General features: G+C 62.5%; 15 protein-coding genes. 7 read left to right on the top strand and 8 right to left on the bottom strand.

Going from position 1 to position 12,047, the window contains the following annotated elements:
• Positions 1-127 precede the first annotated feature (127 nt).
• The 4 genes from fliP to fliF all read right to left on the bottom strand — a co-directional run bounded on the left by fliP (position 128) and on the right by fliF (position 3,519).
• Positions 128-856: a flagellar type III secretion system pore protein FliP gene (fliP, locus tag FIV09_RS17650; RefSeq protein WP_371417736.1), complete on the bottom strand. Its 729-nt coding sequence runs from the start codon at positions 854-856 to the stop codon at positions 128-130.
• A gap of 125 nt (positions 857-981) precedes the next feature.
• A complete protein-coding gene (locus tag FIV09_RS17645) occupies positions 982-1,269 on the bottom strand; it encodes a FliM/FliN family flagellar motor switch protein (protein WP_152452072.1) in 288 nt (95 codons plus the stop codon).
• Positions 1,262-1,867: an ABC transporter ATP-binding protein gene (locus tag FIV09_RS17640; protein WP_152452070.1), complete on the bottom strand. Its 606-nt coding sequence runs from the start codon at positions 1,865-1,867 to the stop codon at positions 1,262-1,264. The genes FIV09_RS17645 and FIV09_RS17640 overlap by 8 nt, the downstream gene beginning before the upstream one ends.
• Positions 1,867-3,519 carry a flagellar basal-body MS-ring/collar protein FliF gene (fliF, locus tag FIV09_RS17635; protein WP_152452068.1) on the bottom strand — a complete coding sequence of 551 codons (1,653 nt, stop codon included), beginning with the start codon at positions 3,517-3,519 and terminating at the stop codon, positions 1,867-1,869. The genes FIV09_RS17640 and fliF overlap by 1 nt, the downstream gene beginning before the upstream one ends.
• Before the next feature lie 118 nt (positions 3,520-3,637).
• Here fliF and fliL point away from each other — a divergent pair, with 118 nt between their 5' ends.
• Genes fliL through FIV09_RS17620 form a run of 3 tightly spaced genes read left to right on the top strand, consistent with a single transcriptional unit; the run spans position 3,638 to position 5,205 of the window.
• Positions 3,638-4,174 carry a flagellar basal body-associated protein FliL gene (gene fliL / locus FIV09_RS17630; protein ID WP_152452066.1) on the top strand — a complete coding sequence of 179 codons (537 nt, stop codon included), beginning with the start codon at positions 3,638-3,640 and terminating at the stop codon, positions 4,172-4,174.
• Positions 4,175-4,186: 12 nt separating this feature from the next.
• Complete coding sequence (locus tag FIV09_RS17625; protein WP_152452064.1) at positions 4,187-4,564, top strand: hypothetical protein; 378 nt, start codon at positions 4,187-4,189, stop codon at positions 4,562-4,564.
• Positions 4,561-5,205 (top strand): MotE family protein, encoded by a 645-nt coding sequence (locus FIV09_RS17620; RefSeq protein WP_152452062.1) that lies wholly within the window; start codon positions 4,561-4,563, stop codon positions 5,203-5,205. The genes FIV09_RS17625 and FIV09_RS17620 overlap by 4 nt, the downstream gene beginning before the upstream one ends.
• A 49-nt stretch (positions 5,206-5,254) precedes the next feature.
• Here the strand turns inward: FIV09_RS17620 and FIV09_RS17615 are convergent, their stop codons facing one another.
• Both FIV09_RS17615 and FIV09_RS17610 read right to left on the bottom strand, forming a co-directional pair.
• The gene (locus FIV09_RS17615; protein WP_152452060.1) at positions 5,255-5,539 is read right to left on the bottom strand and encodes an SCP2 sterol-binding domain-containing protein; all 285 of its coding nucleotides are present in this window, start codon (positions 5,537-5,539) and stop codon (positions 5,255-5,257) included.
• 78 nt (positions 5,540-5,617) lie between these two features.
• On the bottom strand, positions 5,618-6,844 hold the full coding sequence (locus FIV09_RS17610) for an argininosuccinate synthase (protein ID WP_152452058.1): 1,227 nt from the start codon (positions 6,842-6,844) through the stop codon (positions 5,618-5,620).
• Positions 6,845-6,979: 135 nt separating this feature from the next.
• On the opposite strand from FIV09_RS17610, the gene FIV09_RS17605 reads away from it, so the two are divergent.
• From FIV09_RS17605 to FIV09_RS17595, 3 genes are read left to right on the top strand one after another with little or no spacing between them, the layout of a single operon-like run.
• Entirely contained in the window at positions 6,980-7,720 is a 741-nt protein-coding gene (locus FIV09_RS17605) for a hypothetical protein (protein ID WP_152452056.1), read from the top strand.
• A gap of 39 nt (positions 7,721-7,759) precedes the next feature.
• The gene (ilvA, locus tag FIV09_RS17600) at positions 7,760-8,986 is read left to right on the top strand and encodes a threonine ammonia-lyase IlvA (protein WP_152452054.1); all 1,227 of its coding nucleotides are present in this window, start codon (positions 7,760-7,762) and stop codon (positions 8,984-8,986) included.
• The gene (locus FIV09_RS17595; RefSeq protein WP_152452052.1) at positions 8,986-9,795 is read left to right on the top strand and encodes an SDR family oxidoreductase; all 810 of its coding nucleotides are present in this window, start codon (positions 8,986-8,988) and stop codon (positions 9,793-9,795) included. The genes ilvA and FIV09_RS17595 overlap by 1 nt, the downstream gene beginning before the upstream one ends.
• On the opposite strand, the gene FIV09_RS17590 is transcribed toward FIV09_RS17595, so the two are convergent.
• Positions 9,792-10,136: an Hpt domain-containing protein gene (locus FIV09_RS17590; RefSeq protein ID WP_172975763.1), complete on the bottom strand. Its 345-nt coding sequence runs from the start codon at positions 10,134-10,136 to the stop codon at positions 9,792-9,794. The genes FIV09_RS17595 and FIV09_RS17590 overlap by 4 nt on opposite strands.
• A 134-nt stretch (positions 10,137-10,270) precedes the next feature.
• On the opposite strand from FIV09_RS17590, the gene FIV09_RS17585 reads away from it, so the two are divergent.
• Positions 10,271-11,587: a PP2C family protein-serine/threonine phosphatase gene (locus tag FIV09_RS17585; RefSeq protein ID WP_371417735.1), complete on the top strand. Its 1,317-nt coding sequence runs from the start codon at positions 10,271-10,273 to the stop codon at positions 11,585-11,587.
• A gap of 19 nt (positions 11,588-11,606) precedes the next feature.
• On the opposite strand, the gene FIV09_RS17580 is transcribed toward FIV09_RS17585, so the two are convergent.
• Positions 11,607-12,044 carry an NUDIX domain-containing protein gene (locus tag FIV09_RS17580; protein ID WP_152452717.1) on the bottom strand — a complete coding sequence of 146 codons (438 nt, stop codon included), beginning with the start codon at positions 12,042-12,044 and terminating at the stop codon, positions 11,607-11,609.
• Positions 12,045-12,047 lie beyond the last annotated feature (3 nt).

Here is a 12,047-nt window from a genome sequence, read left to right as displayed (position 1 = left end):
AGTCTAAAGATCAAAGCCCGAATGCGCGGCATATCGCCATCGAATTACGCGCGGCGCGCCGGTTTTTTCGTCGTTTCCTTGCCGTTGACCGCATTCATGCGCAACGGCGCCTCGGGCCATGATTGCCTTAGAAATAGGAGCGGACAAGCGATCCCGCCAGTAACGACCAGCCGTCGGCCACCACGAAAAACGCCAGTTTGAACGGCAGTGACACGATGGAGGGCGGGACCATCATCATCCCCATGGACATGAGGATTGCGGCAACCACGAGGTCGATGATCAGAAACGGCAGAAAGATCAGAAAGCCGATCTGGAAGGCGCGCGCGATCTCCGACAGCAGAAAGCTCGGGATCAGGACGGAAAGGGGCGCGTCCGGGCTGCGTTCCGTGCCAACCGCGTCCGGTCTCAGATCGGCCATGGCGCGAAAGGTATCTGGGTCGACCCGGGCAGCCATGAATTCGCGAAACGGCTCAGGCGCGGCGGTGAACGCGGTTGCGAGGTCGATCTCTTCCGCGAGCAGGGGTTCGATCCCGACAGCGTAGGCTTCCGTGAAGACGGGCTCCATGACGAAATAGGTCAGGAACAAAGCGAGGCTGACGATCAGCATGTTCGGGGGCGATTGCTGCAGGCCGATCGCTTGGCGCAGGATCGCGAAGACGGTGACCATGAAGGGGAAACACGTGATCATGATCGCGATGCCGGGTGCGAGGCTCAGAAGCGTGATCAATGCGATGAGCTGCAAGCTTGTTGCCGTGAGACCGCCGCCTTCGCCGCCAAGGTCGATGCTGATCCCTTGTGCCGCAGCGGGCGCCGCTGTCAGAATGACAAGGAGCGACAGAACGGTGCGCCATGTCACCTGAATGATCGCGCGCGGACCGGGCTGGCACAGGCGACCATGGTCGCGCGATGCCGCATCGGATCGGATGGGCTTTGGGCTGGATATCGGCAATTGAGCCGAGAGACGTGTCGGAAAAATCTGCCTCAAGACCGCCCACTCATGTCGGCCACCTCGGTCAGGCGGACCGCCAGGCGCGCAGCCTCTCCTTCTTCCACGACTTCAAGAACGCCGATCCCGATAAGCCGGTCGCCCACGAACAATTCGACCGGATCATCGAGAGATTTGTCCAAGGTCAGCACGGAGCCTTCGTCGAGCTTGAGCAGGTCGCGCACCAATGGTCGCGCCCGCCCAACCGAGACGGTGATCTCGATCGGTACCTGGGTGAGCGGTGTGTCAGTCTTCGGTCGAGGTGCGGCGGTTGTGTCATCCATGTGCGCTTCTCCGTGTTTCGATGCTGAAACCCGTGATCGCGTCGCGAATCTCGGATGCCATTTCGGTCAAATCGAGCCGTTCTTCTTGATGCGCGCCGAAGCGGATATCGGCTTGTCCGGGCACGAGCGTTCCATCCGCCACGACCTTGATCGGAAAGCCCAGATCGCTGTCGACCATCGGCTCGACGAGGGCGAGTTCGGCAGGTGAAACCGCAATTTCGACGGGTGCTTCGCCGAGCGCGCGCGCATGCGCCGTCAATCGATCCGTCAGATGATGTGCGAGGCTGTCCTGGAACGCGGCGGGCAGGATCGTGTTCGCGATTTGCGTCAGCAACGGCTCCATGCCCGCAAGTATCTGCCCGTACGCTTCGTGATAGGTGAAAGACAGGTCCTGAAGGTTCTGAGCGAAGTCGCTGTGCAGACGCTTGCCCTCCTTCTCGACGGCGGCCATCGCATCGTCCCAGCCGTCGCGATACCCTTTGTCGAACGTCTCGAGATCCCTTTTCTCAAGCGCCTCCTCACTCTGCTGGGATCGGATCGAGGCCTGTCCAATCTCGCTCGTCGCGTTGAAATCCGTCAGAAATTCGATCAGCTGCATCAGCGCGACTCCTCCGGGCGATCCTCAAGCCAGCTCCGCAGAATCTCCACCGTTTCTTCTTTGCGCTCACCGATCAGGTTGCGCAGTCTGTCGACGGGATCTTCAGAGGACAGATCCTCCAGCGGAGCGAAGCCGGGGGCGTCGAATGCGCCGGGTTCGTTCAAGGGCTGGAAGCCGTCCCCCATATCGATTTCACCGACCAATGGGGTTTCTGCCTCGGGCGGTGGTGCCGCTTGCGACGCAAGGGCTGGGCCGGATGCGCCGGGTTCGGGAAGCGATGCGCCGGCCGGTGGCGGCAAGGCTGCCACGTCGGATGCCGCGCGTGCCAAGATCGGGCGGATGACGAACATGCCGAGGATCAAGGCGACAAGCGCAAGAACACCGAGTTGGATCAGGCGCATCGGGCTGAGCGCGGCGGTCGCGAAGAAGCCGGGTGCGATTGCCTCTGTCCCCAGCCCTTCGGGCGCATTGAAGGGCATCGACCGGATCGTGATCTCATCGCCGCGTTCCGCGTTAAATCCCACGGCCGAGGCGACAAGATCGCGCAGGGCGGTCTGCTCTTCCTCCGGGAGGGGCGTGAAAACGCTGCCATCGGGGCCGTCGACGACTTCGCCATTCACAAGGACGGCCACGGTCAGCCGGGAGATCGCACCCGGCGCGCGGGTGACCTCGCGGGTGGTTTCGGACACCTCGTAATTCACCCGTTCCCGGGTTTCGCTTTCCTGCGCGCTGGAAGAATCGCCGCCGCCTGCCTCGCCATCGGGAAGGTTGGACGCCACGGTGACATCGCCGCCGCCCTGGTTGTTCGATTGCTCGGATCGCTCTTCGGTGTCGGACGAGATCGCAACACGGCTATCCGGATCGAGCCTGCGTTCGCGGATCTGTTCGCTTTCGGTGACCGTGTCGACACTGACGGCAACCACCGCATTTCCGGCGCCCACCCGCGCCTCGACGATCCGCTGCACACGGTTTTGCAGCGCGTCCGCCCGATCCTCCGCGGAGGCCATGCCCTGGGCGTCCTCCGCACCAAGGAGCCCGCCGCGGCTATCGATGACGGAGACATCCTCGGGCATCAAACCCGGCACGGCGGATGCCACGAGATAGCGGATCGCGCGGGCCTGATCCGCGCCCAGAACGCCATTCGCGCCCGTCACCGAAACCGATGCAGAGGGCGTGATTTCGCGCTGGAAAGGATTGGCCGCGGAAATGGCGATATGGACGCGCGCTGAGGCAACCTGCGGTGTGGCGAGAATGGTGCGAGCCAGCTCTCCCTCCTTGGCGCGCCAATAGGCCGCGTCGAACATCTGCGAGGTCGTGCCGAAACCCGTCAGCGAATCAAGGAGTTCATATCCCTGCGCCGTATTCGCCGGAAGGCCGTCGCCCGCGAGCGTGAGCCGCAAGGCATCCCGCTCTGCGCCTGGTACGAGAATCGCCCCGCCCTGCACCTCGAACGGAATGCCACGCCCCTCGATCGCAGCGATGACATCCGCGGCGGCCTGCGGTTCAAGGCCGGAATAAAGAAGCGCCATGTCAGGCTGCGACGCCATGCGTGCAAGGCCGATCACCGCGGCGAACATGGTTGCAGTCGACAATGCGACCACGACTTTCCGGCCGAGCGACAATCCGTTCCAGAGCGCCAAAAGCTGGGGCAAGTCCGACCTCCTGATTCCCGGCCAATTTCTTTGGCCTCGTCCAGAAATCGCCGATCCCCGTTAACAGGCGGTTAGCTCATTGGCGTTTATCTGGTCCTGCGACTCGAAAGGAAGACGGATGACGGATGCGAGCATTGAGGGCGGAGAAGCCGGGGAAGGCGTGGATGTTGCCAAAAAGAAATCCGGTAAGCTTCCGCTGATTGCCGGTGTGGTTCTTGCGATCCTCGGGGGCGCGGGCGGATATTATGCAGTCAGTTCCGGGCTTCTCTTCGGATCGGATGAGGCGCCCGTTTCCGAGACCACGGAAAAAGACGCCAGCGAAATACCGGCCATGTATGAAGGCCAGACGGCGGAGGACATTCGATTTGTGCAATTGTCTCCGCTGGTTGTGTCGCTCGGTCCGGATGCGGGTGCGCGGCACCTTCGTTTCAAGGCCGCGATCGAGACGATCCCGGGTGCGGAAGATGATGTCATGGCTTTGGAGCCGCGGATTCTCGACGTGATGAACGGCTATCTGCGGGCGCTCACACCTGCGGATATCGAGGCGCAGGACGCCCTTTTCGTGATCCGGGCACAACTGACCCGACGCCTGCAGCTCGTTCTTGGCGAAGATCGGATGCTCGACCTTCTGGTCATGGAATTTGTACTGAACTGACGGGAACTTGGCATGCAACTCATTGCGGATATCCTACTGGCAGCCGGGGCGCTGGGCGCGGCATTTTATTGCTTCGTTCTCTCCCGGCGGCTTCGTGCCTTCCATGACCTCGAAGGCGGTATGGGAAGCGCGGTTGCGGTTCTCTCCGCGCAGGTGGACGACATGCGCAAGACGCTGTCCGTCGCACAAACAAGCGCAGGCGCTTCCAGTGCGTCGCTCACCCAGGTGACAGAAAGGGCGGAGGATGCGGCACGCAGGCTCGAACTTCTCGTCGCGTCCTTGCACGACCTTCAGGACCAAGCGCCAAGGCCGCCCGATCCGGCGCCGGGCCCCGCGCCGCAATCGATGCCGGTCTTCGCGCGCCATCCCCGGCGGGAGGCGGCGGAATGACCGCGCGCGGAACAACGCGCCGCTGGCCGCGCGCAGGCGTGCTCGCAATTCTGGCAGGGCTGATGATTGCCTCGGCGACGCTCAGGCTTTTGTCGGGGGCGGATGCCTTCATCGCCCAGGCCGCGGGCGAGACCGAGCCGCTGAAAGCGCCGGAAGAGGTGTCCGATGCGGAACTGGCGGAGATGCTCGATGATGAGCCGATGACCCTTCTCGACGCGCTCAATCAGAAAGAGGCGCGGCTGAAACTCCGCGAACGGAAAATCATCAAGCGGGAAAAAGCGCTCGAACTTTCCGAGCGGGCCGTCAAACAACAATTGATCGCGCTTGAGGACGCGGAAGAGCGTTTGCGCCGGACGATTTCACTCGCCCAAGGTGCTGCCGAAGCAGATGTGGCAGGCCTGACCGAGGTTTATTCCCGGATGAAACCGAAAAACGCAGCGGCCCTTTTCACCGAGATGGCGCCCGATTTCGCCGCGGGTTTCCTCGCGCGCATGCGGCCCGAGGTTGCGGCCGCCATCATGGCCGGTCTGCCCCCGGATCAGGCTTATGCGATCTCGGCTATCCTTGCCGCACGCAACTCCGATGTGCCGACTTCGCGCGGTCCGGCGGCGAATGAGGAAACAGCCAACGCGTCTCGATAAGAAAGCGCAAAATTGCGCAAAGCTGGTCCGGTGCGGGGACCGATCCGGCTTAGCCCAAGAGTTTGCTCAGCTTCATGGCGACGCTCATATCGCCCGAAACCTTGATCTTCCCGGTCGCGAAGGCGGTCATCGGGTTGAGCTTGCCCTTGAGCAGCTTCTCAAGGTTCGGCTCGCTGATGCGGATCGTGCAATCTGCCTCTTCGTCAGCGAGACGCGCCTCTCTGCCTTCAAGTGTGATCGCCCCGGCCTCACCGCAATCGAACTTTAACGAATCGGACAATGGGTGACGGGCCAGACCGGGCCGCAGCATGTCGGCAAGTTCGCTTAATGTCATGTCAGGCCTCCCGGTTTTGGTCCTGCCGGGAGGTACGTTGCAAGAACCCGCGCCGCAACCAGTGACGCTGGGGCGCAATCAGCCGCCGAGGCGCTTTTTGCGCGCCGCAAGCAACTTCAGGCGCAATGCATTGAGCTGGATGAAGCCTGCCGCATCCTTTTGATCATAGGCGCCGGCGTCGTCCTCGAAGGTCACATGCGCCTCCGAATAGAGCGAATGCTCGGACCAGCGGCCAACGGTCCGGGCAAGGCCCTTGTAGAGCTTCAACCGAACCGTTCCGGTCACGTGTTCCTGGCTCCGGTCGATTGCGGCCTGCAGCATTTCGCGCTCGGGCGAGAACCAGAAGCCGTTGTAAATCAACTCGGCGTAACGCGGCATGAGCTCATCCTTGAGATGGGCCGCACCCCGATCCAGCGTGATCTGCTCGATGCCCCGATGCGCTTCGAGCAGGATGGTGCCGCCGGGCGTCTCGTAGATGCCGCGCGACTTCATGCCGACGAACCGCCCCTCGACGAGATCCAGCCGCCCGATCCCGTGAACGCGGCCGTATTCGTTCAACTGCGTCAGGATGGTTGCGGGCGACATCGCTTCGCCATTGATCGCGACCGCGTCGCCCTTCTCGAAGGTGATCTCGATGAATTCGGGCTGATCGGGCGCATCCTCGGGGTTGACCGTGCGCTGGTAGACATAATCCGGCGCGTCCTCTGCGGGATCTTCCAGCACTTTGCCTTCGGAGGAGGTGTGCAACAGGTTCGCATCCACCGAAAACGGCGCTTCGCCCCGCTTGTCCTTTGCAATCGGGATCTGGTTCTTCTCCGCGAAGTCCAAAAGCTTCGTGCGCGAGGTCAGATCCCAAAGGCGCCAAGGCGCGATGACCTTGATGTCGGGGTTGAGCGCGTAAGCCGCCAATTCGAAGCGGACCTGATCGTTGCCCTTGCCGGTCGCGCCGTGAGCGACAGCATCGGCACCGGTTTCCGCCGCGATTTCGATCAAGCGCTTCGAGATCAACGGCCGCGCGATCGATGTGCCAAGCAGATAGAGGCCCTCATAGACGGCATTGGCGCGGAACATCGGGAAGACAAAGTCGCGGACAAATTCCTCGCGCACATCCTCGATGAAGATGTTCTCGGGCTTGATACCCAGCATCTCGGCCTTCTCGCGCGCGGGGTCCAACTCTTCGCCCTGGCCCAAGTCCGCGGTGAAGGTCACGACCTCACAGCCATACTCGGTCTGAAGCCATTTCAGGATGATCGACGTATCGAGGCCCCCGGAATAGGCCAGAACGACTTTTTTCGGCTGAGACATGGTCGAAATCCCCGATCGCGTTGCGTTTCCGCGGCGCTTACCGGGTTTCCCGCGCACGGGCAAGCGGTGGTCACTAGGCGGCGACGGGGCGCCATGCTAGCCAAGACCGGATTTCGACCGAAGGATGCGCGTATCATGAAAGCTTGGGACATCTTCTCGCATTCCGTCCGGCTTGTCTGGCGGAACCGATGGGACGCTTTGCGTATCTCCGGCGCGCTTTATGCGGCATATGCGGTCGTGCAGGTGATTTTCCTGGGGTCGGGCACGTCGCCCAACGGCGTCGAAGGCGACGTCACGCAAATGGCGCCGGAGGAACTGAGCACCTTGTTCTTCGCCGTCCTGCTTCAAAGCGTGGTGACGCTCTGGATCGCGGTCGCCTGGCATCGCTTTGTCCTCCTCGAGGAATATCCCGCGGGCTGGCTGCCGCAATTCCACGGGGGCGCGATCTTCAACTATTTCTGGCGATCCGTCGCGATTGTCCTCGCGATCACGTTGGCCATCATGGTGCCCGTCACCCTGCTGGTCGCGATCGCCCCGATCCTGTCCGTCTTCGCGGGTTTCGCGGCATTGTTCCTCGCCATCGTGATGGGCTTTCGATTGGCGCCCGCTTTGCCTGCGGCCGCGATGGGCCAACCGGTCGGTTTCCGTGATGTCTGGTCGGCCACGGAAGGCCAGACCGGCACCGCGATTGCGCTCGCGTTCATCGGTGTGTTCGCGGCATTCGTGATTCAACTGCCGGTCTTCGTCGTCTCGGCGATCTCGCCCGATCTCGGAAACGTCCTGTTCATCGTGTTGAACTGGTTTGTCACCCTGGTTTCCGCCTCGATCCTGACGACGCTTTTCGGCCATTACGTGCAAGGTCGCCCCATCGAGTGACCGCTTGCCTTGCCGCGACCCATCGGACACCAATGGCACATGGATGATTTCAGACAACTGGTTCGGAAAGCGGCCGAGGAAATGCGCGCCGTCTTCCCGGCGACGCCGCTGCTGCGCAACGCGCATCTGTCGGACATCTACGGCGCGGATATCTGGCTCAAGCGTGAGGATCTGAGCCCCGTTCGCTCCTACAAGTTGCGCGGCGCCTTCAATGCCATGCGCAAACGCCCCGAGCAGGATCTGTTCGTCGCGGCCTCGGCGGGCAATCACGCACAGGGCGTCGCCTTCATGTGCCGTCATTTCGGCAAGAAGGGCGTGATCTTCATGCCCGTGACCACGCCGCAGCAGAAAATTCAGAAAACGCGGATGTTCGGCGGTGATGCGGTCGAGCTGCGCATGGTCGGCGATTATTTCGACGATTGTTTGCGCGCCGCGCAGACCTATTGCACCGAAGCGGGGGGGCATTTCCTGTCCCCTTTCGACGATGACGACGTGATCGAAGGGCAGGGCACGGTCGCTCACGAGATCGAGGAGGAAATGGGCAGCCCGCCGGACCACATCATCCTGCCGGTGGGTGGCGGCGGATTGTCTGCGGGCATGCTCAGTTACTTCGGAAATGGGCCCAACTGGACCTTCGTGGAGCCTGCGGGGGGCGCGTCATTGCATGCCGCGCTGCGCGCGGGCGAGCCGGTAACGCTCAACAAGGTCAATACCTTCGCCGATGGCGCTGCCGTCGCCCGGATCGGGGAGCGGACCTTTGCACGGCTCAAGGGCGTGGGGCTTGCGAACACGCTGACCATCCCGGAGGATCGCCTCTGCACCACGATCCTCGAGATGTTGAATGTCGAAGGCATCGTGTTGGAGCCCGCGGGCGCGCTTTCGGTCGATGCGCTCAAGGATCTCGGCCAATCCATTCGCGGCAAGCGCGTGGTCTGCGTGTCGACCGGCGGCAATTTCGATTTCGAGCGGCTTCCGGAGGTCAAGGAACGCGCCCAGCGCTATTCCGGCGTGAAAAAGTACTTCATCCTGCGTCTGCCGCAGCGCCCGGGCGCCTTGCGCGACTTTCTTGAAACGCTCGGCCCCGAGGATGACATCGCGCGGTTCGAGTATCTCAAGAAATCCGCGCGGAATTTCGGCTCCGTCCTGATCGGGATCGAGACCACACATGCGCGCAATTTCGACCGCCTCTTCGCCGATCTCGATGAGAAGGGCTTTACCTATCAGGACATCACCGAGGACGAAATTCTCGCCGAGTTCCTGATCTGATGGAAATCGACGGCCGCATCGTCGTCATCACGGGTGCCGCGCAAGGCATTGGACGTGCTTTGGCCCATGCTCTGGCTGCGGGCGGTGCACGGGTCATTGCAGTGGACGTGGACAAGGACGGCGCCGAGGCGGTTGCTGCGCAATGTGGTGGTCTCGGCATCGGGTGCGACGTGACCGATCCCGCTGCGCTGAAGCGGATGGTCGAGACAGCGATCGCCTGGCAAGGGCGTATCGACGCACTGATCTCGAATGCAGGCATCGCGCATGGAGAACCCGACGGGCCCACATCTGCGCCCGATGCGATCTGGCAGAAGGTGTTCGATCTGCATGTCATGGCGCATTTGCGCGCGGCGCGCCTTGTCCTGCCGGAAATGATCGCGCGGGGGGACGGCCTGCTGGTCAGTGTGGCATCCGCAGCAGGTCTTCTGTCCCAGGTGGGCGATGCGGCCTATTCGGCCACCAAGCATGCCGCGGTCAGCCTTGCGCAATCGCTTGCGATCGAGCACGGGCATCAGGGGATCCGCGTATCGGTTGTCTGTCCGCAATATGTGGCAACGCCGCTTCTTGGTTACGAAGGTGAGGACAGGCCTGCACATCCGGGTGTTCTGTCCGCAGATGTCGTGGCCCAGCGCATCGTTCAGGGCATCAAGGATGATCTTTTCCTGATCTTGCCTCATCCTGAAACCGCCGCTTATTTCCGAATGCGGGCCGAGGCCCCCGAGGCATGGATTTCCGGCATGCAGCGCCTGCGCGCGCGTGTGATGCAGGATGGGCCGCTGGATCTGAAGACGCTTCACCGTCGCGTCTAGTATCCTGCGGCATTCATTGCGCCGATCCCACCGGTCTCCAGCAGCGCTTTCGATTGATCGAGGGCGCTTTGCACCGCGGCAAGTTCGACGGGATGGCCATCGCCCGCCCGGGCACGGTTTTCTCCCTCCGCACACAGGGCGGCAAGACGCGCGAACCCAATATTCAAGGCAGACCCCTTCATGCTGTGCAATCTGTCTCTCATCTGCGCCGCATCTCCTTGTGCCGAGGGTAGGGCCCGCATTTCCGCATCCATTTCGCCGAGAAACAGCGCGGCAACCTCTGCGAAATCTGACGCGCCGATCTCCTCTTTCAGTTCCCGGATGCGCGTCCAGTCGATCATGAATCCTCCGATCCGTGCCGTACTCTGCAACATCGTTTCATAAGAAATGATGAACGCGGGCGATCATGTGCCTCGGCGATGTTTCAGGAAATCTTAAGGATGCGCGCGTAAGGATTGGACGGAGATTTGCCCGTGTGAGTGCCGTGATCGCAGACTTGACCTTCCAGGTGGCGCCCAGCGCGCCAGCCGTCGCCGACCGTTACCGCCTGACGTCCGGTGGACACTGGGGGGTGCGCCGGGTGCTCATCGTTGACGACAGTGCCGCGCAACTGGCGGTGCTTGCCCGGCTGATCGAGCGTTGGGGCTACGATGTCATCAAGGCCGGGTCCGGTGACGAAGCGCTCGAGAAGGCGAAGCACTGGGCGCCGGACCTCGTCCTGTCGGATTGGATCATGCCGGGCATGGACGGCATCGCGCTGTGTCGCAAGTTTCGGGAAATATTCAGTGCCCATTTTTCCTATTTCATCCTTCTGAGCTCGCGTAGCGAGAAATCGGAAATCGCGCGTGGACTCGATGCCGGGGCGGATGATTACCTGTCCAAACCGGTTCACGCGCAGGAATTGCGGGCGCGCATCCATGCCGCAGATCGCATCGTCCGGATGCAGCGCGAACTCAGCACCAAGAACGAGGTCATTTCCCACACGCTAGATGATCTGCAATGCGCCTATTCCGCGATCGATCGGGATCTGCAGCATGCGCGCCGTATCCAGGCCTCTCTGGTGCCGGAGCGATGCTGCGATTTCGGGGCGGTCCGGGTCAGCCTGCTCTTGCAGCCATGCGGCCATGTCGGCGGGGATCTCGTTGGCGCGTTCCCGGTCGGGCAGGGTCGGATCGCGCTCTATGGCATCGATGTCTCCGGGCACGGGATCGCATCGTCGATGGTGGCCGCCCGGATCGCGGGATATCTGGGCGACAACCGTCCCGCCCGTGGCGGAGCGGGCGACAGCGCGGAGGCGGAATGCATGATCCGGTCACCCAAATCCGTCGCGCAGGAACTGAACGACAGATTAACCGCGGATCCGGGCGTGGAGGAGTATTTCACGATGCTTTACGCCGTGCTCGACCCGGATACGGGGCGGGTGCAGATGGTGCAGGCAGGCCACCCCAACCCGCTTCTCATACGCCGCGACGGATCGGTGCATTTCGTAGGGGGGGGCGGTCTGCCGATCGGGCTGATCGACCACGTCTCCCACGACATGATCGAGTTGCAGCTCGAACAGGGCGACCGGCTGCTGATCTATTCCGATGGCTTTGTCGAAGCCGAAACGAAGACCAAATCCGCCCTCGGCAAAGACGGCCTCGTCGATCTGATCCGCGCCATGCCGAATGCGCGGGGCGGACCCGAATATCTGGATGATCTGTATGATGGATTGATGCGGGCGATGCCGGACGGCGCCTGCCTGTCCGACGATGTCTCTGCGGTCCTTCTGGAATATCAGGGCCAGCCGTGACATACGCGGCCAAGCCGCATCAAAACAGATGGCGCCGCAGGAACATCCGGTCGCCGGGATTGCCCAGCGCATCCGCGGCATCACGCGCTGTCATCCAGACCGCACTGTGCTCCGGCTCCGGCGGTGTGTCGAGGCACAGAATGGGGCGCGCTGCATACACGACGCAGAGCTTCTCGGCCCAGAGGTTATATTCCGGCATGTAGGTGAACCGTCGGAACGCCCCCAGGCGGCGTGGGCGCCCGATGCGCCAGCCGGTCTCTTCGAACACTTCGCGATGCAGGGCCTGTAACGGGGATTCGCCGGGATCGATCCCGCCGCCGGGCAGTTGGAATTCGGGATGTGGCGCGGCCTGATGCGTCAGCAGCACGTCGCCGTCCCGATGCAGCACCGCATAGGCGCCGCGCCGAAGCCGGTAGCTGCGATCACCGCGCGGCGGCGCATCGACGCGTCTGATCATCTG

Source organism: Roseivivax sp. THAF197b (assembly GCF_009363255.1).
Classification (GTDB): Bacteria; Pseudomonadota; Alphaproteobacteria; order Rhodobacterales; family Rhodobacteraceae; genus Roseivivax.
Note: the sequence above shows the minus strand (reverse complement) of the source record. Positions and strands in the feature narration are given on the sequence as shown.

Excerpts from the sequence above, each read along its gene's own strand:
- FIV09_RS17645 (WP_152452072.1), bottom strand. The coding sequence starts at position 1,269 with ATGGATGACACAACCGCCGCACCTCGACCGAAGACTGACACACCGCTC.
- FIV09_RS17640 (WP_152452070.1), bottom strand. The coding sequence starts at position 1,867 with ATGCAGCTGATCGAATTTCTGACGGATTTCAACGCGACGAGCGAGATT.
- fliL (WP_152452066.1), top strand. The coding sequence starts at position 3,638 with ATGACGGATGCGAGCATTGAGGGCGGAGAAGCCGGGGAAGGCGTGGAT.
- FIV09_RS17625 (WP_152452064.1), top strand. The coding sequence starts at position 4,187 with ATGCAACTCATTGCGGATATCCTACTGGCAGCCGGGGCGCTGGGCGCG.
- FIV09_RS17620 (WP_152452062.1), top strand. The coding sequence starts at position 4,561 with ATGACCGCGCGCGGAACAACGCGCCGCTGGCCGCGCGCAGGCGTGCTC.
- FIV09_RS17615 (WP_152452060.1), bottom strand. The coding sequence starts at position 5,539 with ATGACATTAAGCGAACTTGCCGACATGCTGCGGCCCGGTCTGGCCCGT.
- FIV09_RS17610 (WP_152452058.1), bottom strand. The coding sequence starts at position 6,844 with ATGTCTCAGCCGAAAAAAGTCGTTCTGGCCTATTCCGGGGGCCTCGAT.
- FIV09_RS17605 (WP_152452056.1), top strand. The coding sequence starts at position 6,980 with ATGAAAGCTTGGGACATCTTCTCGCATTCCGTCCGGCTTGTCTGGCGG.
- ilvA (WP_152452054.1), top strand. The coding sequence starts at position 7,760 with ATGGATGATTTCAGACAACTGGTTCGGAAAGCGGCCGAGGAAATGCGC.
- FIV09_RS17595 (WP_152452052.1), top strand. The coding sequence starts at position 8,986 with ATGGAAATCGACGGCCGCATCGTCGTCATCACGGGTGCCGCGCAAGGC.
- FIV09_RS17590 (WP_172975763.1), bottom strand. The coding sequence starts at position 10,136 with ATGATCGACTGGACGCGCATCCGGGAACTGAAAGAGGAGATCGGCGCG.
- FIV09_RS17580 (WP_152452717.1), bottom strand. The coding sequence starts at position 12,044 with ATGATCAGACGCGTCGATGCGCCGCCGCGCGGTGATCGCAGCTACCGG.